The sequence below is a fragment of the Bradyrhizobium sp. UNPF46 genome, from assembly GCF_006658625.1.
Lineage (GTDB): Bacteria > Pseudomonadota > Alphaproteobacteria > Rhizobiales > Xanthobacteraceae > Bradyrhizobium > Bradyrhizobium nitroreducens.
In genome coordinates, this window is the sequence record NZ_LFJB01000039.1 from 1 (window position 1) to 23607 (window position 23607).

At 65.4% G+C, this 23607-nt stretch carries 21 protein-coding genes and 1 tRNA gene; 9 read left to right on the forward strand and 13 right to left on the reverse strand.

The window, feature by feature from the left end; genetic code table 11:
* Positions 1-421 precede the first annotated feature (421 nt).
* Both UNPF46_RS15905 and UNPF46_RS15910 read left to right on the forward strand, forming a co-directional pair.
* Positions 422-640: a hypothetical protein gene (locus UNPF46_RS15905; protein ID WP_142250638.1), complete on the forward strand. Its 219-nt coding sequence runs from the start codon at positions 422-424 to the stop codon at positions 638-640.
* A 153-nt stretch (positions 641-793) separates the two neighbouring features.
* Complete coding sequence (locus tag UNPF46_RS15910; RefSeq protein ID WP_100174816.1) at positions 794-1219, forward strand: hypothetical protein; 426 nt, start codon at positions 794-796, stop codon at positions 1217-1219.
* Positions 1220-1246: 27 nt separating this feature from the next.
* On the opposite strand, the gene UNPF46_RS15915 is transcribed toward UNPF46_RS15910, so the two are convergent.
* The 4 genes from UNPF46_RS15915 to UNPF46_RS37525 all read right to left on the reverse strand — a co-directional run bounded on the left by UNPF46_RS15915 (position 1247) and on the right by UNPF46_RS37525 (position 4260).
* Positions 1247-1549, reverse strand: a complete 303-nt coding sequence (locus UNPF46_RS15915) for a hypothetical protein (RefSeq protein ID WP_142250639.1) — start codon at positions 1547-1549, stop codon at positions 1247-1249.
* A gap of 94 nt (positions 1550-1643) precedes the next feature.
* The gene (locus UNPF46_RS15920; protein WP_142250640.1) at positions 1644-3692 is read right to left on the reverse strand and encodes an acetoacetate--CoA ligase; all 2049 of its coding nucleotides are present in this window, start codon (positions 3690-3692) and stop codon (positions 1644-1646) included.
* Between the two features lie 108 nt (positions 3693-3800).
* Complete coding sequence (locus tag UNPF46_RS15925) at positions 3801-4028, reverse strand: hypothetical protein (protein WP_100174813.1); 228 nt, start codon at positions 4026-4028, stop codon at positions 3801-3803.
* A gap of 91 nt (positions 4029-4119) precedes the next feature.
* Positions 4120-4260, reverse strand: coding sequence for a hypothetical protein (locus tag UNPF46_RS37525; protein WP_181769959.1), 141 nt, complete (start codon positions 4258-4260; stop codon positions 4120-4122).
* A gap of 145 nt (positions 4261-4405) precedes the next feature.
* Here UNPF46_RS37525 and UNPF46_RS15930 point away from each other — a divergent pair, with 145 nt between their 5' ends.
* Positions 4406-5491: an AI-2E family transporter gene (locus UNPF46_RS15930; protein ID WP_100174812.1), complete on the forward strand. Its 1086-nt coding sequence runs from the start codon at positions 4406-4408 to the stop codon at positions 5489-5491.
* A gap of 141 nt (positions 5492-5632) precedes the next feature.
* A complete protein-coding gene (locus UNPF46_RS15935) occupies positions 5633-6025 on the forward strand; it encodes an NUDIX hydrolase (RefSeq protein WP_100174811.1) in 393 nt (130 codons plus the stop codon).
* A 1-nt stretch (position 6026) separates the two neighbouring features.
* Here the strand turns inward: UNPF46_RS15935 and UNPF46_RS38685 are convergent, their stop codons facing one another.
* From UNPF46_RS38685 to UNPF46_RS38540, 3 genes are all read right to left on the reverse strand, one after another.
* Positions 6027-6209 (reverse strand): hypothetical protein, encoded by a 183-nt coding sequence (locus UNPF46_RS38685; protein WP_430649756.1) that lies wholly within the window; start codon positions 6207-6209, stop codon positions 6027-6029.
* A gap of 225 nt (positions 6210-6434) precedes the next feature.
* The gene (locus tag UNPF46_RS15945; RefSeq protein WP_100174809.1) at positions 6435-6674 is read right to left on the reverse strand and encodes a hypothetical protein; all 240 of its coding nucleotides are present in this window, start codon (positions 6672-6674) and stop codon (positions 6435-6437) included.
* Positions 6675-7227: 553 nt separating this feature from the next.
* The gene (locus UNPF46_RS38540; protein ID WP_283811667.1) at positions 7228-7362 is read right to left on the reverse strand and encodes a hypothetical protein; all 135 of its coding nucleotides are present in this window, start codon (positions 7360-7362) and stop codon (positions 7228-7230) included.
* A 25-nt stretch (positions 7363-7387) separates the two neighbouring features.
* Between UNPF46_RS38540 and UNPF46_RS15950 the strand changes: the two genes are divergently transcribed.
* The 3 genes from UNPF46_RS15950 to UNPF46_RS15960 all read left to right on the forward strand — a co-directional run bounded on the left by UNPF46_RS15950 (position 7388) and on the right by UNPF46_RS15960 (position 15198).
* Positions 7388-10492 carry a DEAD/DEAH box helicase gene (locus UNPF46_RS15950; RefSeq protein WP_181769962.1) on the forward strand — a complete coding sequence of 1035 codons (3105 nt, stop codon included), beginning with the start codon at positions 7388-7390 and terminating at the stop codon, positions 10490-10492.
* Positions 10493-10880: 388 nt separating this feature from the next.
* Positions 10881-11546 carry a hypothetical protein gene (locus tag UNPF46_RS15955; protein WP_100174807.1) on the forward strand — a complete coding sequence of 222 codons (666 nt, stop codon included), beginning with the start codon at positions 10881-10883 and terminating at the stop codon, positions 11544-11546.
* A gap of 571 nt (positions 11547-12117) precedes the next feature.
* The gene (locus tag UNPF46_RS15960; RefSeq protein WP_142250642.1) at positions 12118-15198 is read left to right on the forward strand and encodes an autotransporter serine protease; all 3081 of its coding nucleotides are present in this window, start codon (positions 12118-12120) and stop codon (positions 15196-15198) included.
* A 124-nt stretch (positions 15199-15322) separates the two neighbouring features.
* On the opposite strand, the gene UNPF46_RS15965 is transcribed toward UNPF46_RS15960, so the two are convergent.
* Both UNPF46_RS15965 and UNPF46_RS37530 read right to left on the reverse strand, forming a co-directional pair.
* Positions 15323-15565 (reverse strand): hypothetical protein, encoded by a 243-nt coding sequence (locus tag UNPF46_RS15965; protein WP_142250643.1) that lies wholly within the window; start codon positions 15563-15565, stop codon positions 15323-15325.
* A gap of 449 nt (positions 15566-16014) precedes the next feature.
* Entirely contained in the window at positions 16015-16185 is a 171-nt protein-coding gene (locus tag UNPF46_RS37530) for a hypothetical protein (RefSeq protein ID WP_174718691.1), read from the reverse strand.
* A 573-nt stretch (positions 16186-16758) separates the two neighbouring features.
* Between UNPF46_RS37530 and UNPF46_RS15975 the strand changes: the two genes are divergently transcribed.
* Positions 16759-17277, forward strand: a complete 519-nt coding sequence (locus UNPF46_RS15975) for a protein phosphatase CheZ (RefSeq protein WP_100174803.1) — start codon at positions 16759-16761, stop codon at positions 17275-17277.
* A gap of 85 nt (positions 17278-17362) precedes the next feature.
* Here the strand turns inward: UNPF46_RS15975 and UNPF46_RS15980 are convergent.
* The 3 genes from UNPF46_RS15980 to UNPF46_RS15990 all read right to left on the reverse strand — a co-directional run bounded on the left by UNPF46_RS15980 (position 17363) and on the right by UNPF46_RS15990 (position 21257).
* Positions 17363-17438, reverse strand: a tRNA-Lys gene (locus UNPF46_RS15980).
* A gap of 324 nt (positions 17439-17762) precedes the next feature.
* Positions 17763-20432, reverse strand: coding sequence for a glycosyltransferase (locus tag UNPF46_RS15985; protein WP_142250645.1), 2670 nt, complete (start codon positions 20430-20432; stop codon positions 17763-17765).
* A gap of 231 nt (positions 20433-20663) precedes the next feature.
* Positions 20664-21257 (reverse strand): beta-1-3, beta-1-6-glucan biosynthesis protein, encoded by a 594-nt coding sequence (locus UNPF46_RS15990; RefSeq protein ID WP_142250646.1) that lies wholly within the window; start codon positions 21255-21257, stop codon positions 20664-20666.
* A 358-nt stretch (positions 21258-21615) separates the two neighbouring features.
* Here UNPF46_RS15990 and UNPF46_RS15995 point away from each other — a divergent pair, with 358 nt between their 5' ends.
* Positions 21616-23175 carry a glycoside hydrolase family 17 protein gene (locus UNPF46_RS15995; protein WP_246668675.1) on the forward strand — a complete coding sequence of 520 codons (1560 nt, stop codon included), beginning with the start codon at positions 21616-21618 and terminating at the stop codon, positions 23173-23175.
* On the opposite strand, the gene UNPF46_RS16000 is transcribed toward UNPF46_RS15995, so the two are convergent.
* Positions 23135-23515, reverse strand: coding sequence for a hypothetical protein (locus UNPF46_RS16000; RefSeq protein ID WP_100174799.1), 381 nt, complete (start codon positions 23513-23515; stop codon positions 23135-23137). The two genes, UNPF46_RS15995 and UNPF46_RS16000, sit on opposite strands and share 41 nt — an antisense overlap.
* Positions 23516-23607 lie beyond the last annotated feature (92 nt).

Below are 23607 nucleotides of genomic sequence, written 5' to 3' on the forward strand. Positions count from 1 at the left end.
CCGCTCCGACATCAAACTTCCGACCAAGGTCCAACCCAAACGCCAATCAGCAACGAATTTGCCGGTTTTTCAGCAGACTGCTAGCGTTGCCGCGCGGCCACGGTGGGGCGGCAAGCGGCGGATAAGTCGGTTCCTGTGTTTCGTTTTTAACAGAGGTCGGCTTGGCCGGCTGATAAGAGTGCGCCTACCGGGGCTGGCGACATTTCAATCCGTATCCGTTTTTGAACCCGGCTTGGGCCGCTGGCGCGATCGTCAGCGGCCTTTTCGTACCGCGTGTTGCGAAATCATCGCCTGGTAACGCGATCTCAACCCGCCCGGCGTATCGACGAATCCGTCGCGGATTTGTATTGCGTACCGCGACATCGAAAATGTCCCGCCGGCGTGGGTGCGCCGCGCGGGTGTTTTCGCCGGGACACATTTCATGCCGCGCGCCATTGAGCAGATCGTCGACAGCTATGTGCGGCTGAAGAACCGCCGCGGGCTCGACGAGCTGATGATGCACAGGCAGCGGCTCGCGGTCGATCTGAAGAGCAGGTCCGGCTATGATTTCAGCCTGCCGATCGGTCAGATCGACGAAGAGATCGCGATCATCGAGGCGGGCCTCAGCCGGCTCAAGGCAGAGAATTCCGCGTCGATCTAAAGGGTTCTCGCGCCGCGCGCTGGGGACGACGCATCGTCGCAGCCCCGGACCGGTTCATGCATGGTTCAGGCCGGCCATGGCTCAATCCCCCGAGGTCGTTTCGTGGGACACGAATCCTGCTAGGCTTTGTCCCCGTGATTTGGAGGAGACGTCATGATCGCTCTTGCGCTGGCTGGCCTGCTTGGGTTCGCAACCGTGCCCGCGGCATCGCCGGCCCCCATGGTGGAGCAAGTTCAGTTCAGGGCTGCTCCAGGCGGACGCTGCCCGGACGGCTATGATTTCAACCACTCGAACGGCCGCTGCTATCCCAACGACTATCATGCGCCGGGTGTCTACACGCGCGATCCCGGGCCGCACGAGTACTACGGACGACGCGGCGGCCTGTGCCCTCACGGTTACGACTACAACTACTCCACCGGCAGCTGCTATCCGAACGGTGCGCACGCGCCCGGTGCCTACGGGCAGCCCGAATATTACGGACGACGCGGCGGGCTCTGCCCGGATGGCTTCGCCTACAATTACGCGGACGGTCAATGCTATCGGAATGGCCGGCAACCGCCCGGACTGTACGGGCGATAATCGATCGCCCTGCCAGGGCGGGCGCGCTCAGTCGCGCCTGCCGCCGTCGATCACCGTGAACAGCGGTCGTGCCGGCGTCGGCTCGACCAGCAACTCATCCACCAGCGCGGTGGCTGCATCGACATATTTGCGCGTCGGCTTGTCGAGGGGGCGCCTGGCCTCGTCGTCGAGCGCGACCTTGGCGGCTTCGACCAGCTTGCGCATGCGCACCGCATGGTCGTCGCCCGCGGTCAGCGTGGCGCGCGCCAGCGAGCGCAGCACGAACAGCTCGCCTTCGAGGCGGAGCAGGCGGTCGTTGAGCCTTGTGAGGACGGCGTTGAGGTCGGCCATGTCTGCGGTTCGGCGCGCGAAGGATCCATCCTGATCTAGCGGCGATCGGTGAACGGAGTCCAAACGACACCGGCGCAATTGGGGCGATCTTCCCTCACGCCGCGGTCCGCGCCAGATAGTCGCGCGCGAAGGCGAGATACCAGTCGAGGCAGGCGGGGTTGGCCATCGCCTCCTTGTTGATGACCTTCTCGACGGGCTGGCCGAGCAGGAGCTTCTTGATCGGCAGCTCCTGCTTCTTGCCGGAGAGCGTGCGGGGGATCTCGGCGACGGCAAAGATCTCGTTCGGCAAGAAGCGGCGCGACAGGCCGGACTCGATCGCCTTGTTGATCCTGGCCTGCATCGCGGCGTCGAGCGCCACGCCCTCGCGCAGCACCACGAACAGCGGCATGTAGCTGTCGCGACCGAGATATTCGAGGTCGACGACGAGGGAATCCAGCACGTCCGGCAGCGCCTCGATCGCGGAATAGAGCTCGCTGGTGCCCATGCGCAGGCCATGGCGGTTGATGGTGGCATCGCTGCGGCCGTAGATGATGCAGGATCCATCAAGATTGATCTTGAGCCAGTCGCCGTGCCGCCACACCGGCCCACGGCCGCTGCCGTCAAAGTTGTCCGGATAGGTCTCGAAATAGCTGGCGCGATAGCGCGCGCCGTCCTTGTCGTTCCAGAAATACAGCGGCATCGACGGCATCGGTTCGGTGCAGACGAGCTCGCCGACCTCGTCCGTGACGGCGCGGCCCTGCTCGCTGAAGGCCTCGACGGCCGCGCCCAGCAGGCGGCATTGCATCGCGCCCGGCGTCTGCGGCAGCTCGCGATTGCCGCCGATGAAGGCGCCGGCGAAATCGGTGCCGCCGGAGATGTTGGCCCACCAGATGTCCGCCTGCGCCTTGCTGCCGTTGCTGTTCGACAGCGCCGCAAAGCGGGCGTTGAACCAGCCTTGCGTGTCGGCGCTGAGCGGCGAGCCGGTCGAGCCGAGACAGCGCAGCCGCGACAGATCGCCGGATGCGGCAAGATCGATCTCGGCCTTGGCGCAGTTGGCGAAGAACGCAGCGCCAGCGCCAAAGAAGGTCGCCTTCGAGCGCGCGACGAAGCGCCACAGCGTGGTCCAGTCCGGCTTGTCCCTGGTGCCGCCGGGGCCGCCGTCGAAGATGCAGCAGGTGGTGCCGCCGAGCAGGCCGCCGACCTGGCTGTTCCACATGATCCAGCCGGTCGACGAGTACCAGTGATAGCGCTCGCCGAACGAGTTCGGGTGATACGAGCAGCCGATGTCGTTGTGCAGCCCGAGCAGCGCCAGCACCACGATGACGATGCCGCCATGGCCGTGCACGATCGGCTTCGGCAGCCCGGTGGTGCCGCTGGAATAGACGATCCAGAGCGGATGATCGAACGGCAGCCAGATCGGCTCGAACGCGTCGACCGCAGCGCCGGTTTTGGCCGTGATCTCGCCGAGCAAGGCGTCGGGCGCAGCTGACGCGCCGGCCTCGCTGTGCAGGATGACATGCGCGACTGATGGCAGCGATCGCCGCAGCTCGGCAACGACGTCCTTGCGATCGTGCCGCCGGCCGGCATAGGTGACTGCGTCGCAGGCGATCAGCACTTTCGGCTCGATCTGCTTGAAGCGGTCGATGACAGCGGGTGCCGCCATGTCCGGCGCACAGACGCTCCAGACTGCGCCGATGCTGATGCTCGCCAGAAAGGCGATAATGGTCTCGGGAATGTTGGGCAGATAGGCCGCGACGCGGTCGCCGGGCTTGATGCCCTTGTCCTTCAGATGCAGCGCGAGCGCAGCGGCCTTGCGCCGCAGCTCCGGCCAGCTCGTCTCCGTGATCCTGCCATCCTCGCCGCTGCTGACGATCGCGGGCAGGCCGGCGGCATCGGCCGCATCGACGTGCCGGAACACCTGCCGGGCATAGTTGACCTGCGCGCCCGGAAACCAGACCGCGCCCGGCATCTTGCGCTCAGTGAGCACGGCTTGAAACGGCGTCGGCGATTGCAGATCGTAATAGTCCCAGATGCTGCGCCAGAAGCCGTCGAGATCGCGCACCGACCATTGCCGCATCGCCTCGTAATCAGCGAAGGAGAGGCCGCGCTGCTCGGCGAGCCAGTTGCGGTAAAGGGCGATCTGGGGAACGAAGGGAGCGGTCATTGGCCATCGGCATCTGTTGCGGGAAGGGGAATCTAACCCGTGCCGCAGTGGAGCAGAAGCCGCAGTTCACGCAGGCCGCAATGACCGGGAGGCGCCCTTGCCTTGGGCCTACCAGTCGGCGCCGGCCCAGCGCCGTCCGAACACAGGCGGCCGCGTCGTCACCGCTTTCCAGCCGAAGAAGTGATGCTTGCCGGACCAGGCGTGCACCACGCCGCTGCAGATGGTGCACTTGAAGTGGCCGGCATGCGCTTCGCTGTGCTCCTCCCTGGTCGCGGTGTAGTTCATGCTGCAACCGGTGCAGGTGAATTCTTCGATCGTCCAGATGCTGTTGGCCATTGCACGCAGTGTTTTTGGGGACCTCGATCCAGGCTAGTTGCGGGCGTTTGCAGCGGCGTAAATGGGCCGGCGGAAATCCGGTTAACGGGCGTTAGCCAAGCCCGGAGCGGACCCTGTCGGCGACGGCATAGACATAGCGCCAATAGCCCGGCGCGGCATTGGGCTTGAGGGAATAGTGGATGCCGAGATGCATCCCAACGCGTTCGGCGAGCTGTCTCGGAGGCCGTGTCATCGTCTTTCGACTGCAGAATGGTCCGATGTGTCCCTCATCGCGGGCCCCGGGGCGGTTCCGGTCGTCTTGACGCCGGATGCGTTGCTGGCAATAACGGACAGGCCTCGCAAGCGCCCGAAGTTGCGTTCATGCCGCAAGGAAAGCAGTGCCCGTGAAAAGTCTCCGTCAGCTCCTGACGGGAGAGGACATCATCCAGCTCGTGATCCGGCTCGGCCTGCTCGCCCTGCTGATCATCTGGACCTTCCTGATCATCCGCCCGTTCGTGCCGATCCTGGCCTGGAGCGGCGTGCTCGCGGTTGCGTTCTATCCGGCTTTCAGCTGGGTCGCCAAGGTGCTCGGCGGCCGGCCCAAGACCGCAGCGGCGATCCTGACCCTGATCACGCTCGGCATCGTCATCGGTCCGGCGACCTGGCTCGGCATCAGCGCGGTGGACGGCGTGCGCGAATTGGCGCGCCAGCTCGGCACCGGCAACGTCGCGCTTCAGTCGGCGCCGGAGCAGCTCAAGTCGTGGCCGATCGTCGGCCCGTGGATCTATGACCTCTGGGACCAGGCCTTGAATAACATCCAGGCCGTGTTGCGAGAGGTGGCCCCTTATCTCCAGCCGCTGGCGGGCCCGCTGTTGTCGCTCGCAGGCGATGCTGGCGTCGGCACGCTCCAGTTTCTGGTCTCGGTGTTCGTGGCCGGTTTCCTGTTCCCGCATGGGCCGCGGCTCGTGGCCGCCGGCCGCGGCTTCCTGTTTCGCATCGTGCCCGAGCAGAGCGAGCATTTCCTGGGGCTCGCGGGCGCGACCATCCGCGCGGTGGCGCAGGGCGTGATCGGCGTTGCGATCGTGCAGGCACTGCTCGCCGGCATCGGCTTCAAGCTCGCGGCCGTGCCGAGCGCCGGCCTTCTCGCCTTCATCGTGCTGCTGCTCTCGATCGTGCAGATCGGCGCCTTCCTCGTGCTGCTGCCGGTGATCATCTGGATCTGGACCGCCAAGGACGTCACCACGGCGCTGCTGCTCACCGTGTTCCTCGTCGTCGTCGGCTTCATCGACACCATGCTGAAGCCGCTCGTCATGGGGCGCGGCCTGACCACGCCGACCATCGTGATCTTCGTCGGCGTGATCGGCGGCACGCTCGCCCACGGCATCGTCGGCCTGTTCATCGGGCCGATCATCCTGTCGGTGGCCTGGGAGATGATGATGGACTGGATCAGGACCGAGGACCGGGCAGGGGCGGGCAAGAGCTGATCTCGCCCCGACCGGCGCGATTCGCCCGAGGCGCCGCGCCAGGACCCGACGGCGCGCAGCTGTGATCAAAGCACGCCGCGAACTTGTCTGTTCGACTAGACAAGTTACGATTGGGACGATTCTGTTTCAATGACGGCAGCAATGGCGAAGTCTTCCAAGCTGGTTGCCGCGAGGCGCGGCAAGGTATTGTTGGTCAGACGCCGGTCGGACGGCCTGTGGATGTTCCCGGGCGGCCGAAAGCGGGCGCGCGAGTCCGACAAGGACTGCCTGCGGCGGGAGATCAAGGAGGAACTGCCCAAGCTGAAGCTCGGCAGGATCAGCCTCTGGAAGGAAGTGACGGCGAGGAACAAGCGCTCCGGCCGCAAGATGAACGACGCGATCTTCATTGCCAAGACGGCCAAGGGCAGGCTGGCGATCGGCGACAAGAAGGAGATCGACCGCGCCGCCTGGCAGAAGCCGCGCGGCCTCCGCCTGACGCCGACCTCGCGCTACATCCGCGACCGGCTGTTTCCCAGGAAGCAGCGGCGGAGGTGAGCTAGTCGTCGCGTTCCGCCGATCGCGTCCGTCCGGCGAACCTCCTCGACTGCGTGCCCCGCGGTTCGGGCGCAGCGAGCCTCGCGGCCTCGAGCTCGCGCATCTCCTTGCGGGCCTTGCGCGCGCTGCGCATCGCGCGCTTGATGAAGGGATGTTGGGAGTCCTCGGCGAAGAACAGCACCACTTCGCAGCTTGGACATTGCCGGGAATAGCCGTCCTGCAACCGCCCGGCGCGATCACGGAATACGCTCTTGCACCGCGTGCATTGAATTTGGACCGAACTCATGCGCGGACAACAATGACTTTGAAAAATGGACGTTCAGCTCATCCCAAATGTCTGAAGAAAGCCTGAAGGCTTTCGCGGCCGGATGTCGCAGAACGCGCGCGGCCAAGCGTCGTCCTCCGGCCGCTATTGCTTGGCCGCCATCGCGTCCAGGCAATGGTTCAGAAAGGCGGTGCGATCCCTGGGCAGCACCTTCTCGAGATCCGCCTTCAGTGCGCATTCGCGCTGGCGCAACTGCTCGGCCCGGCGCTTCTCGGCGGCTTCGCGATACTCGGGTGCAACCTTGCTGGGATCGACCAGCGCCTGTGAGCGGGCGGGAGCCGTGGCAAGCAGCGCTGCGGCGGCGATAAAAATCAATGGTTTCAAATGAGCCTCCGTAAAAAGAACATCGTAGCGCGCGGTGCGTGCGCACTCAAACGGGGAGTGCGGTATTCCGCTCCGGCGTGATCGGAGCGGGACGTGCCGGCCCGGCCAGCGCCCGGCCGGGAGTCTCGGAACGACTGTGCCTGGCAGGCGCCGAATCCCGGATCACGGCCGATCCGTTTGTTTTGCCGGAGGGTGTGTGAACCAGTTCACAGGCGAGCGGCGAAGTTGCTGCTATGAAGGCGTCATTGCTTGACCAATTCATTTGAACGAAACGCCCCAGCGTGGCTCCAAGCGCTGGGGTTTTTCGTTTCTCTGCGTGCGCAGAACGTCTACAATCACGCCAAGCGTCGCATCGACAGACGCAGATCCCGCGCCGCGCCAGTTCCGTCCACGTCGATCAAACAGCTCTTGTGTCGGGATCGTCGCGCCGCGCTGAACGTTGCCACCAGGCGTGCGTTCACGGGGCAAATCCCATATGCATGGCGCCACGTCGCCGAATCGGAATGAGGGCGGCTGGCGTTCAGTTGACGACGGTTTACGACCAGAAACGGATTCAAGTGAGGCTTACCAAGAAGGCGCGGGTGGCTAAGAGGTCGCCGAAGAAGACGTTGCCGAACAGGACGTCGAAAAGCAAAGCGTTGCCAAACAGGACGTCGCCACGGGCGAGCAAGGCGGTGCGGCGAGCCACGATCTCGTCCTCGTCGCCGCTCGGGGTGCTCGCTCTGCATCTGCTTGGCCAATGGAAAGAGTCCGGGCGTAGCGGCATCGTCTTTCTCGCCGAGAACGAGAACAGGGCGGAGCGGCTGGGCAGCGTCATTCACGCGCTCGATTCCTCCTGCGAGGTCCTGGTGTTTCCGCGCTTGAACACCTTGCCGTTCGATCAGCTGGAGCCGTCGCACGAACTCGCGGGGCGCAGAGCCTCCGTCCTGAGGCGCCTCGCGAAATCCAAGAAGCCGCTGTTTCTCGTCTCGACGGCGGAAGCCGTGATGGAGCGCCTGCCGCCGCCGGCGAGCCTGTCGCGCCTGAGCGTGAGCTTGAAGGTTGGCGGCACCTTCTCCGAGGGCGATCTCGAGGCGCGCCTGGAGTCCCTCGGATACGATCTCGACGACGAGCCGGATTATCCGGGCGGGGCGCTGTTCCATGGCCAGACCTTCGAGATCTTTCCCGCGGGCGCGCTGGGGCCGTTCCGGATCGAGCACTCGGATCGCGCGATCAGAAGGATCGTTGCGTTCGATCCGAACGAGCACAGGATCATCTTCGAGACCAAGGAGCTTCTCGTCGACCCGATGTCGGAGCGGCTCGGCCTTGCCGGCAAACGCGGCAAGCGCGCGAGCCTGTTCGACTATTGCGGGCGCGCCAAATGGATCGCCGATGCGGGCGTCCCGGCGCACGCCGACGGCTGGCTCGATACGATCGAGGAGGCTGCGCCGCGCGCGGAGCGTGAGCGCGAATATCTCGGACGGCGCGACTGGAAGCAGCTCTCCAGGGGCATGAAGGTGCTGCCCCGTGCGTCGTCGTTCCAGACCATCCCGGAGTTTTCGAAGCTGACATCCGCCCGGAAGGCGCTGCGTGCCTTCGTCGAGGAGACGCGGCGGGCCGGATCGCGCCTGATCCTCGTCGCTGCGCAGGAGGACGATCTGCGCGTGATGGAGCGGATGAGCGGCGTCAAGGCGCCGCGCTGCGAGGACTGGGACGAGGCGACGCGGAGCCGCAGCGGCGAGGCGGCGTTGCTGGCCGATTTCGATGCCGGCTTCGTCGTGCCGGGGAAGAAGCCGCTCGTCGTCGTGACGGCCTCCGACGTGCTCGGCAGCCGGGCGCATCATCCGCAGCCGTTGGCGCGCGCCTGGAGCGCGGCGTTCGACCATGCCGATGTGCCCGAGCAGGGCACGGTGGTCATCCATCTGCAGCGCGGCCTCGGCGTGCTCGATGGCTTGCAGACCGTCAACACCGGCGGCGGCGCCATGCGTGAAATGATCCGCCTCAAGTTCGCGGGCGACCATGCGGTGCTGGTGCCGCCGCCTGATCTCGCCTTGATGTGGCCCTACGCAGCCGAGCTCGGCAAGGTCTCGCTCGACAAGGCGGACGGCAGCACGTGGTGGGCCCGCCGCACCGAAGCCGAGCGCGAAATCCAGGTCGCCGGCAAGGTGTTGGCCAAGCATATCAGCCAGCGCCGCAAGCGGCGCGGCGAGAAGCTGGTGCCGCCGGGCTCGGCCTACGAGAAGTTCGTCGCGCGCTTTCCTTATTTCACGACGATCGACCAGGCCAAGGCGATCAACGACGTGCTGGACGATCTTGCGTCCGGCCACCCGATGGACCGGGTGGTCTGCGGCGACGTCGGGTTCGGCAAGACCGAGGTGGCGCTGCGCGCGGCGGCCGCCGTCGTGCTGTCGGGAAAGCAGGTGGCGATCGCGGTGCCGACGACGGTGCTGGCCCGCCAGCATGTGGCAACCTTCCAGAAGCGCTTTGCGCCGTTCGACATCGAGGTTGGCAACCTGTCGCGGGCGACTTCGGGTGCGGAGCTGCGCGAGACCAAAGAGGGCCTGCGCAGCGGTCGGATCAAGGTCGTGATCGGCACGCAGGCGCTGACGGCCAAGGACGTGAAGTTTAGCGATCTCGGCCTCGTCATCATCGACGAGGAGCAGCATTTTGGCGCGGCCGAGAAGGCCAAGCTGTCGGGCCTCGCCAAGAACGTCCATGTGCTGATGATGAGCGCGACGCCGATCCCGCGCACGCTCGCCGCGGGCCTTGCCGGCTTCCGCGATCTCAGCGTGATCGCCTCGCCCCCGGTGCACCGGCTGCCGGTCGCGACCCGGATCGCGCCGCTGTCGGATGCCGCGATTGCCTCGGCGCTGCTGCGCGAGCAGCGCCGCCATGGCCAGAGCTTCCTGATCTGTCCGCGCATCCAGGATCTCGATCCGATGCTGGCGCGGGTGCAGGCGGTGGCGCCTGACTTACGCATCGTCTGCCTGCACGGCAGATTGGCGGCCGACGAGATCGACGACCGCATGATGAGCTTCGTCGAGGGCAGGGCGGACGTGCTGCTCGCGACCAACATCGTCGAGAGCGGGCTCGATATTCCGCGCGCGAACACCATCGTGGTGTGCTGGCCGGAGAAGTTCGGCCTCGCCCAGCTGCATCAGCTGCGCGGGCGCGTCGGCCGCGGCGGCATCCGCGCCTTCGCCCACCTGTTGACCGAGACGGCATCAGGACAATCCGAGAAGCGGCTCGCCGTGCTCGAGGAGTTCAGCCGGCCCGGCGCAGGCTTTGCGATCAGCGAGCGCGACCTCGATCTCAGGGGCGCGGGCGATCTGTTCTCGGAGCAGCAATCCGGCCACGTCCAGGTGTTCGGACCCGTGCTCTACAGCCACCTCCTCAAGATGGCTTCGGAGAAGCTGGACGAGGGGCAGGCGGTGTGGGTGCCGGATCTGAACCTGCCGGTCGCGGACATGCTGCCCGAGACCTACGTGCAATCCGAGCCGGTGCGTCTCGAGCTCTACGCGCGCGCCGCACGATGCACTGACGAGGACGACCTCGAAGACCTCGAGGAGGAAACCGCCCGCCGCTTCGGCCCGCTGCCGAGGGGCGCGCTCGACTTCTTCGCCGCAGCCCGGATCAGGCTCGAATGCAAACGCAGAGGCATCATCCGCCTCGACGTCGGCCCCGAGGCGGCCGCCGCGACGTTCCTGCCCGGGCGCTTGCGCAAATCGCGGGGCAAGTCGCTGCAGCGCGACGGGGATCGCGTCGTCTATCACGCCAAGATGCAGGACGCGCCGTTCGCGCGGGTCGAGGAATTGTTCGAACTGCTGGACGAAGGCTAGGGCGCCGGTCAAAAACGCGAAAACAACCCCATGCACAGTAGCTAAGTGGCGCTGGCGCAAGGCTTTTTGAATCCGGCGGAAGGGCTTGTTTGCTCCGTCGGGCAAAGCAGTTGCACGATGCGATCCTCGGGAAATCCGCTGTCGAGAATGTTGCCCCGGGAACGGCTGCCGCAGAGGGACAAAGGCGCGGAGCGCCGTGCCCACGATCTTGCCGATCCGACAAAGACACCCGTAATCGGCCGGGGTCGCCGGGCCCGGTCGCTAACGTGGAATTAATTCAAAATGCTCACAATTTTAGACAGTTGTGTAAGGGTGCTGCGTACAAGGGCTCGTCGTGAGGACGTTCCAGGGGCGGCTGCCTGTTGCTCGCTCATTGGGGTCAACGCAGATGACCGCGACTATCGAAACCGCAAGCTTCGCCGAAGAGCTCGACGCCGCAGCCCTGGCAGCTGCCGCATCCGGCGATGAACCCGAAACGCTCGAAGCGCCTGAGCCGGTCAAACGGTCCAGCCGCAAATCGATCCTGGCCTTTGCGGTGTGTGCCCTGGCGATCAACGGCGCGGCGGCCGTCTATACGTCGTCAGCTGATTTGACCTCGTTGAATGTCAGCCGCCTGGCCGAACTGCTCCCGCGCTTCGAAGCATCCGAGCCAAAGCCGGATCCCGTTGTCGCGGCGTTGAAGGATATTCAGGCGGCCCAGCAGCAACACACCGCGTTGCTGCAACAGAACAATCAGGCAGCGGATCAAAACTCGGTCTTGCTGCAGCAGGATTCAATGGTGCTGCTGTCGCTGCGGCAGAGCATCACGGACGAGCGGGTCGATGTGAGGAAGATATCCTCGCAGCTGTCCACGCTGATGGCGAAGATCGATGCGCTGCAAAGCACGATGACGATGTCGGACGTGACGTCCTCCATTCGCAAAGCGCATGCGCGCTATGGATTGTCCCCCGCGATGCGCAAGCGGATGGTGCGGGACGCCAAGCCTTTGGGGCCGGTCTCCGTTGGAGGCGCTCCGCTGAGCCTGCCGATCGCGACGTCGGCTCCGGAAAGCTGAGGCGCCGGGCCCGCCTGCCTCTCGATCGATGAGGCAGGGTTATCGTATCTGTGCATTTATCGGATGTCGTCATGCCAAGGCTTGTCCCGGGCATTCACGTTCGTTCTGCTTCATGCATGCGCAAACGGCATCTTCGTCGGTGACGAAATGCTCGATCGCACCCTGCGATCGCAATTGATCATTCCGCCTGATCGCCGATCGACCTCGTGTGCTCCCTGCGGGTCCAGCGCACGGCGCACGACGTCTCTTTGAACATCAATCCGCATTGATCGTCGCCGACGATGTCGCTGTGTTGCGCCAAATGAGAATGGCGTATGGGAGCTGACGGAGGGCTTGCTCAGTCTCCGGAGCCGTAGCCGCGATCGGACACGATCTACAGCATGGTTCTGCCTGTACGGGCCCTTCGCGTTTAGCACGTTGCACGCGCATCCATGCGCTGCGACGGGCGCCATCTATTGCCAGTTGCCAGGCAGGAGAGGTCCCCCCACTCCTGCCTGGTAACACCGGGACGTTTTCGATCACGCAGTGATGGAACGCTGAACAACGCTTTGCAAACCAGGAATGACTTTCGATGGTGAAGAAGATTGGCCGGCACGATGCTTCGCGCTGGCGCACCACATTGCCGGCCGCCGCACTGACACTTTTCCCTGCCGTGGCGGCGTCGCCTGCCGCGGCGCAATCGGCGGCGTCGTTTCAGACGCCGGAATATTTCGCCTCCGGTGCTCTCAACCAGATCAACGCATCTGCGGCCTATGCGGCCGGCTTCACCGGCAAGGGCGTGACGGTCGGTGTTGTCGATTCCGGCATCGATCTCAGGAATTTCGAGTTCTCGACGGCGGGCAAGTTCGCCGGCGGCGTGCGCTTCACCACCGCATTCGATGCAAGCGCGACCGACCCGAGCACGTATACGGTGATGCCTGCCGGCCAGAACAGTGATTCCGACACGACCGGCAGCCACGGCAGCATCGTCTCCAGCCTGATCGCCGGCGCGCGCAACGGTTCCGGCATGCATGGCTCGGCCTTTGACGCGAGCCTCTACGTCGCGGCCATCAACACGAATGGCAGCCCTCCCGGCGCTTTCGACGAGCAGCTCAGCGTGGCCGTGACCGGCCTCGTCGATGAGGGCGTCAAGATCATCAATCTCAGTCTCGGCAACAACAATTGCGCGACGGGCACGAACTCGGCGCAAAACGGCGGCGCGAAGTGCAACGTCGACGACTATACGCCCGCGGCCGCCGTGGCCGAGCTTCCGAAATTCGCCGCCGCCGCGCAAACCGCAGTGGCCAACGGTGCGCTTCTCATCTTCGCCACCGGCAACGAAAAGCAGCCGTCGCCGGATATTCTCGCCGGCATGCCCAAGGTCGTCAGCGGCATCCAGAACGGCTGGCTCGCCGTCGGCGCCGTCGATGCGAACAATGTGACGACGTGGTACAGCAACGCCTGCGGATCGGCGGCGGCATGGTGTCTGGTCGCTCCGGGCGATCTCACCGGCGCAACGACTGTCGGCACCGGCAATCTCGCGGGGACCACGCTCGCCGGCGCCAATGGCGCGAACTACTCCTCGGGCTCCGGCACGTCCTACGCCGCGCCGACGGTTGCCGGTGTTGCCGCGCTCGTCAAGCAGGCCTTCTCCTGGTTCACCAATTACGACCTGCAGCAGACGGTTCTGACGACGGCGACGGCGCTCGGCACTCGCACCGCAGGCAGCATCACGCCGGACGCGACCTATGGCTGGGGCCTCGTCAACGCGGGCGCGGCCGTCAAGGGCTACGGCGCCTTCGTCACCACCGCGACGCTCGATACGCGAGGCTACAGCTCGACCTTCGGCAACGACATCTTCGGTCCGGGCGGTCTCACCAAGACCGGCGCCGGCACGCTGACCCTTTCGGGCAACAGCACCTACACCGGTGCGACGACGGTCCAGGGCGGTGCGCTTGCCGTCACGGGCTCGATCGTCTCGCAGGTCACGGTGGAGCAGGGCGGCATCTTCGGTGGTTCCGGCCAGGTCGGCACGACGATCGTCAACGGCAGGCTGGGTCTCGGCACGCCGCAGACGCTGACCGTCAATGGCGATCTCACCTTCGGCGCGACCGGGACCTATTTCGCCAGCGTTCACGGAGCGACGTCCGACCTCGTCAGGGTCACCGGCGCGGCCGCGCTCGATGGTACGCTGAAGGCGCAGACGCTTGGCGGCACCTATACGTTCAGCACGCCCTATACGCTGCTTTCGGCGACCGGCGGCGTCAACGGCACCTTCGGCAGCTTCGATCGCTCGCTGGTCGGCGCCGGGCTCGTGACCTCCGTGACCTATACTGGCTCGCAAGTGCAGATGACGCTGACGCCGGGCCGGCTCGCCACGCTCTCGGAAAATCCGACCAAGGCGGTGACGCCGACCTCGACCACGACGACATCGGGCGGCACGACGACGGTGACGACGGAAGTCACCACGCCGACGCCGACCAACTCGGTGGCAAGGACCGACAGGGACAAGGTGGCCGTGGCGATCGACAACGCAGCCGCCGCCGGTGCCAACATGAATCCGCTGTTCGCGCTCTACAATTCGACCGACGACATGCTGGACTCCGAGCTCAACCAGCTCACGGGCGAAGTCCATTCCTCCGTTCAGCGGATGGGTGTTCAGGTCGGGGGCCAGTTCCTCGGCGCAATGACGGACATTCACGGTGAGGGGCGCGATCCCTCCGCCAGTCCGGCGCTCGCCTATGCTTCGATGTCGCGTCCGGCTGGCGTCGGGGCCATCGACAAGGCGACCGGTGCAACGCCGGGCGTGCGTGGCTATGGGCCGACCTACAGCGTTTGGGGCGGTCCGGTCACCTCGTACCGGACGACGAGCGGCGATGCCGATGTCGGCTCGGCCCGCTCTTCGACGCGCGCCATGCAATTCGTTAGCGGTGTCGACATCCGCTTCAGTCCCGCGACGATGATCGGCATTGCTGCGGCCGGCGGCTCGGCGTCGAGCTCGCTCGCCGGCGGTCTCGGCTCGGCCTCCGCGAACGTGGCGCAGTTCGGCACCTATGGCACGACGCGGACCGGCGCGCTGACGCTGACGGCCGCGGCCGCCTTCTCCTGGATGGACGTGACGACGCATCGCGCGATCCCCGTTCTCGGGCTCACCGATGTGACCGGCCGCTATCAGCCGACGGTATGGAGCGGACGCATCGAGGCGGCCTTCGAGGTGGCGCGGCTCGCCCGCGTCGCCTTCTCGCCCTATGCCGCCTTCGACGCGCACAGCATGCGCACGCCGGGCTTCAGTGAGCAGGATGCCTTGGCCGGCGGCGCCGCGGTCGGCGGCCTCACGGTACAGGGCCAGACCGGGACGACCACGCGCTCGACCCTCGGCCTCGACACCCGCGGCACCACGGAATTCGGCGGGCTGGCCATGCAGGGTTTTGCCCGGGCCGGCTGGGCGCATTATTACGCGCAAGCGGCCCAGACCACGGCCTTCCTGACCGGCATTCCCGGCTCGGACTTCACCACCACGGGCGCCAAGTCCAAGCCTGACGCTGCGGCCGTCTCGCTCGGCCTCACCACATGGTTCACGCCGAGCCTGACGCTGACGACGACCTTCGACGGCGAGTTCGCCGCCAACAGCCAAGCCTATACCGGCGCGGCACGCGTGCGGCTGACGTTCTGACCTCAGCCGTCATTGCGGCGCAGGAAGGCGCCCGGACCGCTCCGCGAGCGGGCTGGTTCGGGCGTTGTCGCGTTCAGCGCGTGCTGCGCACGCTGCTGGGGCGCGTCGGATTTCGCGCAGAACATCACTTCAAGGCGTGATCGATCTTGTGCCCCAAGTGCCCGGTGTCATGATCGCGACGCAACTGGCTCAGCGACGTCTCGTTCAACTGGGTCAGCACTTCGCTGAGCTGCGTCGCATCGGGATACCCGGCCGCAAAGCTCTTTCCATAGATCTTACGCAAGGTGCCGACGAGCGTGTTGCCGTGCTTCCTGCTGATCTCGCCGTCCCTGTCGCGGTGACGGCCGTCCAGGCCCGGTTCCTTCATGTCTCTCTCCCGTGCGGCGTCTGAAGCGCCTACAGAGAGCCTGCGCCCAAATCAGCGGACTGGCAATGGAACGGCGGGACAGCTTTGGCAGGCTGGGGGCACCGCAAGAGCGCACTTGTCTCGCCTGCTTGTGAAGCGGGGATCAATTGCGGTGGGCCGATCGGGGCATCAGATAATGGCGAGGATTGCTCGATAGGAGCTGACGCGATGCGTGCCCTTCTTTGCGCAGGTCTCGTGGGCCTGTCGCTCGTCCCCTGCAGTGCGGGAGAGGCAGCAACGGCGCATCGCCCCCGTACGCGCCATGACGCGGTCGACCGGCCGCACGCGACCGCAAGCCCACCGCCGCGCTTTGCAGTCCCTGGCTGGAGCGACGAAGCAACGCAGCGCTGGCTGAACAATGCCTCGTCGAATGTCGGCCGAGGCGGATAACGGCGGGAGATCGCTCGGGGCTAGGCCGCCTGCTCCTCGAACGAGGTGTAGACCCGGCCGTTGGGATCGACGACCTGAACGTCCCAACACCCGTCTTCAACCAGCTCCCTGGCCTTCTTGAGGGCGGCGGCGAGTGAAGGCCGCTTGAGACTGACGATACCCGCCGTGTCGAAACCGTTGATTTCAAACATGCCGTTCCTCCGGTTTGGGGGAATCCTACACGTTTCGGGCTAGATGTCAGCGGGTTTTTGGGCGCTCTGGGAACCGCTGCAGATGCCAAGCAGAGGCAATGTCGGCGGTTGAGTGGACTGTCACCGCGACCGTCGCGCGCGCGATCGCGGTCGGTCCGGCCTCAATCCAGCGGGATGGTGTCCACGCGCAGACAGGGACGGCACTGGTAGGCATGCGCTCCGGGCAGGGTGAAGATTGCCGGCAGCGTGGCCAGGAAAGTCATCGGCCGTCTGCACTTGGAGCAGATCAGAACGGGTGGGCCGTCTTTCGCTACGCAAACCATCGCCGATATGCCCAGAGAGGTAAGGCACAATAGGCGTACGCTGCGGGGAGTTCATCTCGGGGCGACTACTGGACTCTATCGGAATCTGGCGCGGGGGGCGGCCTTACCGCTTATTTAACGATCGCTTGCTTTGGTGGTCCACGAAAGTTGAACGCGCGAAAATGCGTCCACTCATTCGAAGCTTCCTTTCGAAGCCGCCGCAGATTGCTGTGGCACACGAAGGGGAGGTCGCCACCATCGGGGATTTCTGATGATTACGTCGCAAGAAGAGAGGGTGCTGAAAACGCATTTGGTCGAGATGTTCGGCCACATTAGCAGCATGCGGCGGGAATTCGCCGCTCTTCAAGGCAACAGCAAAGGCAGTTTCGCGACGATGACAGACACCCTCGACGCGATCGTCGAGAATACGGAGGCAGCCGGGAACGCGATCCTCGAAAGCATGGAGGCGATCGGCGCCAGCGTCGCGAAGTTGCAGGGCGTCGACGAGCCGACTGTCGCAGCGGTTTGCGGCGAAATCGTCGATAGCACGAATAACGTGTTCGAGGCCTGCGCGTTTCAGGACCTCACAGGTCAGCGGATCACGCGAGTCGTCAAGTCGCTGCAGTTCATTGAAGACCACATCAACAGGCTGGTCCGGATGTGGGGAAAAGAGGAACTGGCGCGGCTGGCCGCCGAGCTTGCTGTTCCAAGCGCACCGAACTTGATGGAGGGTCCGAAGCGGCCGGGCGTGGCGATTTCCCAGGACGACATCGACAAGCTGTTCGCGTGAGCTGCAGCATCATTCGAGCTGCGGCACTGTAACCCGGGCTACGCGAGCTAGATAGAAGCTAAACCCCGAAAATACGGTCAGTGCTTGGTGAGCGCGCTGGGGCTCGAACCCAGGACCCCGTGATTAAAAGTCACGTGCTCTACCGGCTGAGCTACGCGCTCCCATGGCCGCAGATGGCTTCGTCAGAGATCGCCATCGTGTTCGGACATTCGAGAAGCATGTCTTGCCGCTGCGCTAGACTCGCGTCGCGGGGAAAACCGGCTGTTTCCGGATCATGCTTTCGGCCCCGCTGTGTAGGGGGATGGGGCGCTGAGGTCAATAGCGGGCATAGCTGCCGAAAGTCGGGGCAGGGGCGGGGATTTTCTTGCGCTGTCCGCGGTTTAGGTCCGGATTTTCAACCCGATTGGCGGGCCGTCATCCACGCCCAACTGGAAGGATAGTTTGCCGGCGCGGAGCTATCGCCCGCGCCGCGAGCATCCGCCCCCTCAGTTCGTCTCCCGCCGCACCTCGTTCGGGACCGGCTGCGGCGTGCCGCCCGGGTGGGGCAGCGCGACCGGGCGCAGGCCGATCAGCTCGGCGGTGCGGATCGCGCTGTCGCGCCAGAACTGGAACGAGTTGATCCGGCTGAGCTCGAGGATGGCGATCGCAACCGCCGCCAGGAACGGCAGGCTCTGCAGCACCAGGACGCCGGCGAAGATGTAGATCTCGGTGATCTGGCGGAAGCTGTTGGTCACGATCAGCACGCCGGCACCGACCAGGAGCAGCGTGCCGATCACGGCCTCCCAGAACGCCTGGAACTCGATCGACATGCGGCTGAGGCCGCCCTTGGAGGTGCGGGCGAAGGCAATGTGCTCGGTGATCAGGCCCTGCGCCACCGCGCGAGACACCGTCCATTGCACGCTCATCGCCGCGATCATGGCCCCCAGCATCTGGCCGGGCTTGATGGCGACGCGGGCGCGGTACATCGACAGGAAGTGCGCCAGCGAGACGATGAAGGCGCCGATGATCGGCAGCGTCAGGATCTTGTCGGGGATGGCGATGTCGGCAAACGCAACGATCGGCACCCAGACGAGGTTGAGCAGCGCCACCACGACGCCGAGGCTTTCGGCCCCGAGCCAGTTCAGCCAGCCGAGGCCGTATTCGCGCTTCTGGTCGGAGGTCAGCCGGCTCGCGCCGGGCAGGAAGCGGCGCCAGTGCTTCTTGACGATCTGCAGGCCGCCATAGGCCCAGCGATGCCGCTGTTTCTTGAAGGCCTCGTAGGTGTCGGGCAACAGGCCCGCGCCGTAGCGGGTGTTGGTGTAGTGGGTGGTCCAGCCGAGCTCCTGGATCGCAAGGCCGAGATCCGAGTCCTCGCAGATCGTGTCGGACGACCAGCCGCCGGCCATGTCCATCGCGGCGCGGCGGATCAGGCACATCGTGCCGTGCACGATGACGGCGTTGTACTCGTTGCGCTGGACCATGCCGATGTCGAAGAAACCGGCATATTCGCCGTTCATGATGTAGTGCATGATCGACAGATCGCCGTCGCGATGCTCCTGCGGCGCCTGCACGAGGCCAACGCGCGGATCGGCGAAGGCGGGCACGAGGTCCTTCAGCCAGTCGGGCTCGACGACGTAGTCGGCGTCGAGGATGCCGATGATCTCGGCATCGGCCGCGGTGCGGTCCATCGCGATGCGCAGCGCGCCGGCCTTGAAGCCCTGCACCTTCTCGGCGTTGATGAACTTGAAGCGTTCACCGAGCGCGCGGCAATGGTCCTGGATCGGCTGCCAGAACGCAGGATCCGGCGTGTTGTTGATGATGACGACGCATTCGTAGTTCGGGTAGTTCAGCCGCGACAGCGCATCGAGCGTCTGCTTGAGCATGTCGACCGGCTCGAAATAGGCCGGGATGTGGATCGAGACCTTCGGGCAGTAACCTTCGGGAACGTTCTCGACCGGCTTGTCCTTGGTGAGCAGCCGCTGCGGCGGCCGGCCGAAGGCGACGGCCGCGATCTCGTCGATGCGGGCCATCGCGATGAGGACGAGCGGAACAAGCAGGATCATGCCCAGCGTCAGCGCGAAGGCCGAGCCGAAGATGAAGTAGTGGCTGTTCCAGAACGCGAACACGGTCGCAGCCCAGGCGCCGACGCCATTTGCGGTCGCCGAGAGCAGGAAGGCCTGCTTGGCGGTCGCCTTCTCGATCCGCAGGATCGGCAGCGACAGCAGCACGCCGACCAGCAGCGCGATGCCCATCAGCTTCCAATAGTCGGGGTTCTCGACCGGACCGGTCCAGGCGAATTTCGGCTCGCGGCTGGCGTTGAGGATGCCCCAATACGGACCGACGCCGCCTTCGAAGAACTTCCAGGGCTGATCGATGGCTTCGACGATGTTGTATTCCATGCCGATGGCTTCGGCGCGGCTGACGAAGTTGCGCAGGATCAGGGCCTGCTGGAACGGACCCGGATCGGCGTTGCGTAGATTGTAGCCCTGGCTCGGCCAGCCGAACTCGGCGATCACGATGCGCTTGCCGGGGAACAGGTTGCGCAAGAGGTTGTAGCGGTCGACGGCCTGGTCGACGGCCTGGTCGGAGCGGAAGTTTTCCCAATAAGGCAGCACGTGGGCAGCGATGAAATCGACGCTGGAGCCGAGGTCGGGATTGTCGCGCCAGATGTTCCAGATCTCGCCGGTGGTGACCGGCACGCGGACCGAGCCCTTCACCTTCTTGATCATGTCGATGAGGTCTTCGACCTTCTGCTCGCCGCGGTAGATCACCTCGTTGCCGACCACGACGCCGACGACGTTGCTGTTCTTGCGGGCGAGCTCGATGGCGGCCTTGATTTCGCGCTCGTTGCGATCCTTGTCCTTGTCGATCCAGGCGCCGACCGTGACCTTGATGCCGAATTCGGCGGCGATCGGCGGCACCAGTTCCACGCCGCCCGTCGACGAATAGAGGCGGATCGCCCGCGTCATCGTCGACAGCGTCTTCAGGTCGGCGCGGATTTTCTCGACGGACGGAATGTTGTCGATGTCGGGGTGGGCCGAGCCTTCGAACGGCGCGTAGGAGACGCTGGGCAGCAGACCCTTGAAGTCGGGCGCGGGCTCCTTGTCGCGCAAGACTCCCCATAGTCCTGCGTGGAGCGCGGACACGAGCAACAGAACGGCGGCGACAACGCGCATCGCGGCTAAACCAAAAGGGGCTGAGGAGGCAGGGAAGCGGATCCGACCCCGAGATCCGACCAAGTCCGCGGCAAAGGGAGCATACCTCTGCCGCACGGTTTCTCAACTGTCATGGCCTCATGTCCTTATGAGGGCATGGTCTTTTCGAGACGACGCGCGGCAGTGCCAACCGCGTCTATGGCCGATCGTTCCTGAACGACAGCTGAAACGAGCAGGGACTAAGGCCCTGGGCTATTTCGGGGGCGCCGGGGACGGGCTGGCCGCAGGCGAGGGGCTCGCAGCCGGCTGCGGGGCCGGCGGATTGCCTGAGGCCGGTGCGGCCGGCTGTGACGCCGCGGCGGCCGCCTGCTGCGGCTGGGCCGCCGGGTTGATCCAGCAGGCGTGCACACGGCTGTCCAGGGTCTCGGCGACCTTGGGATCGATCTGGCCGCCGAACCGGGTCAGGCAGCGGAACGCGGCCTGGATGTGGCCGCCGGGGCAGCCGAAGCGGTCATAGAGGTCGAGATGGCGGAACGCGGTATCGAGGTCATCCCGCCACATCAGCCGCACCACGCGCCGGCCGAGCCAGACGCATTCGGGGTTGCCGGCCGGGCCGTTGATGACCTGGGCGGCTTCAGCGAACTCGTCGGTGCGGCGCTGGTTCTGGGCGGCGTCCTTGGCGGCGTCGGCGGGCTGGGCGGCGGCCTTGCCCTGGTCGGGGGCCGGCGTGCCGCTCTGGGCGAACGCGCCACCGAGACCGGCGAGAAGGAGAAGGGAGGAGACGGCCAAGGTGGCGGCGAACTGCCGCAGGACCGCATTTCGTGACTCGAACACCCGTTGCCGCATGAATTCCCCAATGTATCCGCTGCCCGTCCGCGTCAGGAGGCTCCCACGGACGCGCCGGTGATGGCGTCCAAATGGGTCTCCAATGCGGCGGAAAAGTCTTTCAGAGTCCATGACCTGTATTTGGAATTTTGTCCAGCAAAGTCACGATGCTAGGTCTCGGTCGAACGGCCGCAGCCCTATTCCTTTGGGGGAGCAGCGGATCCGCAGGAGTGGATCGGCATTCGGGCACCCGCTTGGACACCCCCTTGGCAGACGGCGTGCAAGCAGGTAATCGACGGACCCTTCGCGGAGGACGGAACCGATTTCACTTCGTACGCCACTGGCGCTGCTGCTCGTTTCACTGGGTGCGATTGCTGCCGTGTGGTGGTGGCTGGCCACGCCAATCACGCTCGCGCGCGCCCCGATCGACCCCGCCGACAAGGTCCAGTGCGTCTCCTACGCGCCGTTCCGCGGCGAGCAGTCGCCTCTGGATGAATGGACCCATATCGAGGCCGAGCAGATCGAGCAGGATCTGCGCCAGCTCAAGCAGATCACCGACTGCGTCCGCACCTACTCGATGGAGAACGGCCTCGATCAGGTGCCGGCGATCGCCGCCCGGGTCGGCGGGCTGAAAGTGCTGCAGGGCGTCTGGCTCTCCAGCAACCGCAGCAAGAACTTCGCGCAGGCCGCGCTCGCCGTCCGTCTCACCAAGGAATTCCCCGACGTCATCACCGCCGTCATCGTCGGCAACGAGGTGCTGCTGCGCGGTGAGATGACGACCGCGGATCTCGTCTCCCTCATTCGCCTGGTGAAGACGCAGGTCAGCGTGCCCGTCACCTATGCCGACGTCTGGGAATATTGGCTGAAGAATCGCGAGGTCTATGACGCCGTCGACTTCGTCACGATCCACATCCTGCCCTATTGGGAGGATTTCCCGGTCAAGGCGAAATTCGCCTCCGCCCATGTCGAAGCGATCCGCGAGCGCATGGTGGTGGCGTTTCCGGGCAAGGAAATCCTGATCGGCGAAACCGGCTGGCCGAGCGAGGGGCGGATGCGCGATGGTGCGCTGCCGTCACGCACCAACCAGGCGCGGGTCGTCTCGGAAATCCTGGGCCTCGCGAAGTCGCGGAAGTTCCGGGTCAATCTGATCGAGTCCTACGACCAGCCGTGGAAGCGCAAGCTGGAGGGCACCGTCGGGGGCTATTGGGGCCTGTACGACTCGGTGCGCCGGAGCCTGAAATATCCGCCGGGCGAGCCGATCAGCAATTTCCCGTACTGGAAATGGTACATGGGCGCGGGCATGGGCCTTTCCGTGCTGGTATTCGCAGTCGCGCTGATCACGCTGCGCCGACGGCCGTGGACGCCGCGCTTCTCGGCCTGGCTCGGTGTCGGCATCTCGGCGACGACGGCGGGGATCCTGCTCGGGATCGGCGCCGACAAGATGTACTACGAGAGCTACGGCATCGGCGGCTGGCTATTCTGGGGCGCGCTGCTGCTCGCCGGCATCCTGTCGCCGATCTTCTGCGCGCAGGCGATGGTGATCGGCCGCAGCCTTCCGACCTTCCTCGATCTGCTCGGCCCGCGCGAGGGCCGCAAATGGTCGAAGCTCACCGCCGTGCTCGGCCTGACGCTGGCGGTGACGGCGGTGATCGCGGCGGCCACCGCGCTCGGCTTCGTGTTCGATCCGCGCTACAAGGATTTCCCCTACGCCGCGCTGACGATGGCGGTGGTGCCGTTCGCGCTGTTGATGCTGAACCGGCCGCAGATCGGCCAGCGACCGATCGCGGAAGCGGTTTTCGCGGGCGTGCTGGCGCTGTCGGCCGGCTTCGTGCTCTTCAACGAAGGCCGCGACAATTGGCAGTCGCTGTGGACCTGCGCGGTCTATCTGTTGTTCGCGCTCACGCTGTGGCGGGCGCGGGCCGAGCAAATCCAAGAATGAACAGGCCGATCGCCAGGCCCGACAGCACGACGTTGTAGAGCACGATGCCGAGGCCGGCCGCGACGAGGCCGACCGTGAGCAGCACGATCGAGGGCCGCATCAGGTTCAGCGTCGCAACCACCAGCGCGACGATCCCGAACACCGAGTTCTTGAACAGCACAGTCGAGACCGACCGCGACTTGCAGATCAGCGTCTGAAGCCCGGCGTCGCAGGCGAGGGCGACCTGCGAAAACTCGATCGCGAGATAACGCACATAGAGCGCGCAGCCGACGGTGACGAAACCGACGACGAGCAGGAACTGCACCTGATAGGGCGTGAGGCGGAAGGGCTTCTTTGTCATGGGGGCAATATGGTCGGGATGGCGCGGGCAGGCAACAGGGCAGGCGAGGTTTCTTGATCCGGCTCGCCCAGGCATCCGCCATCAAGGTCGAC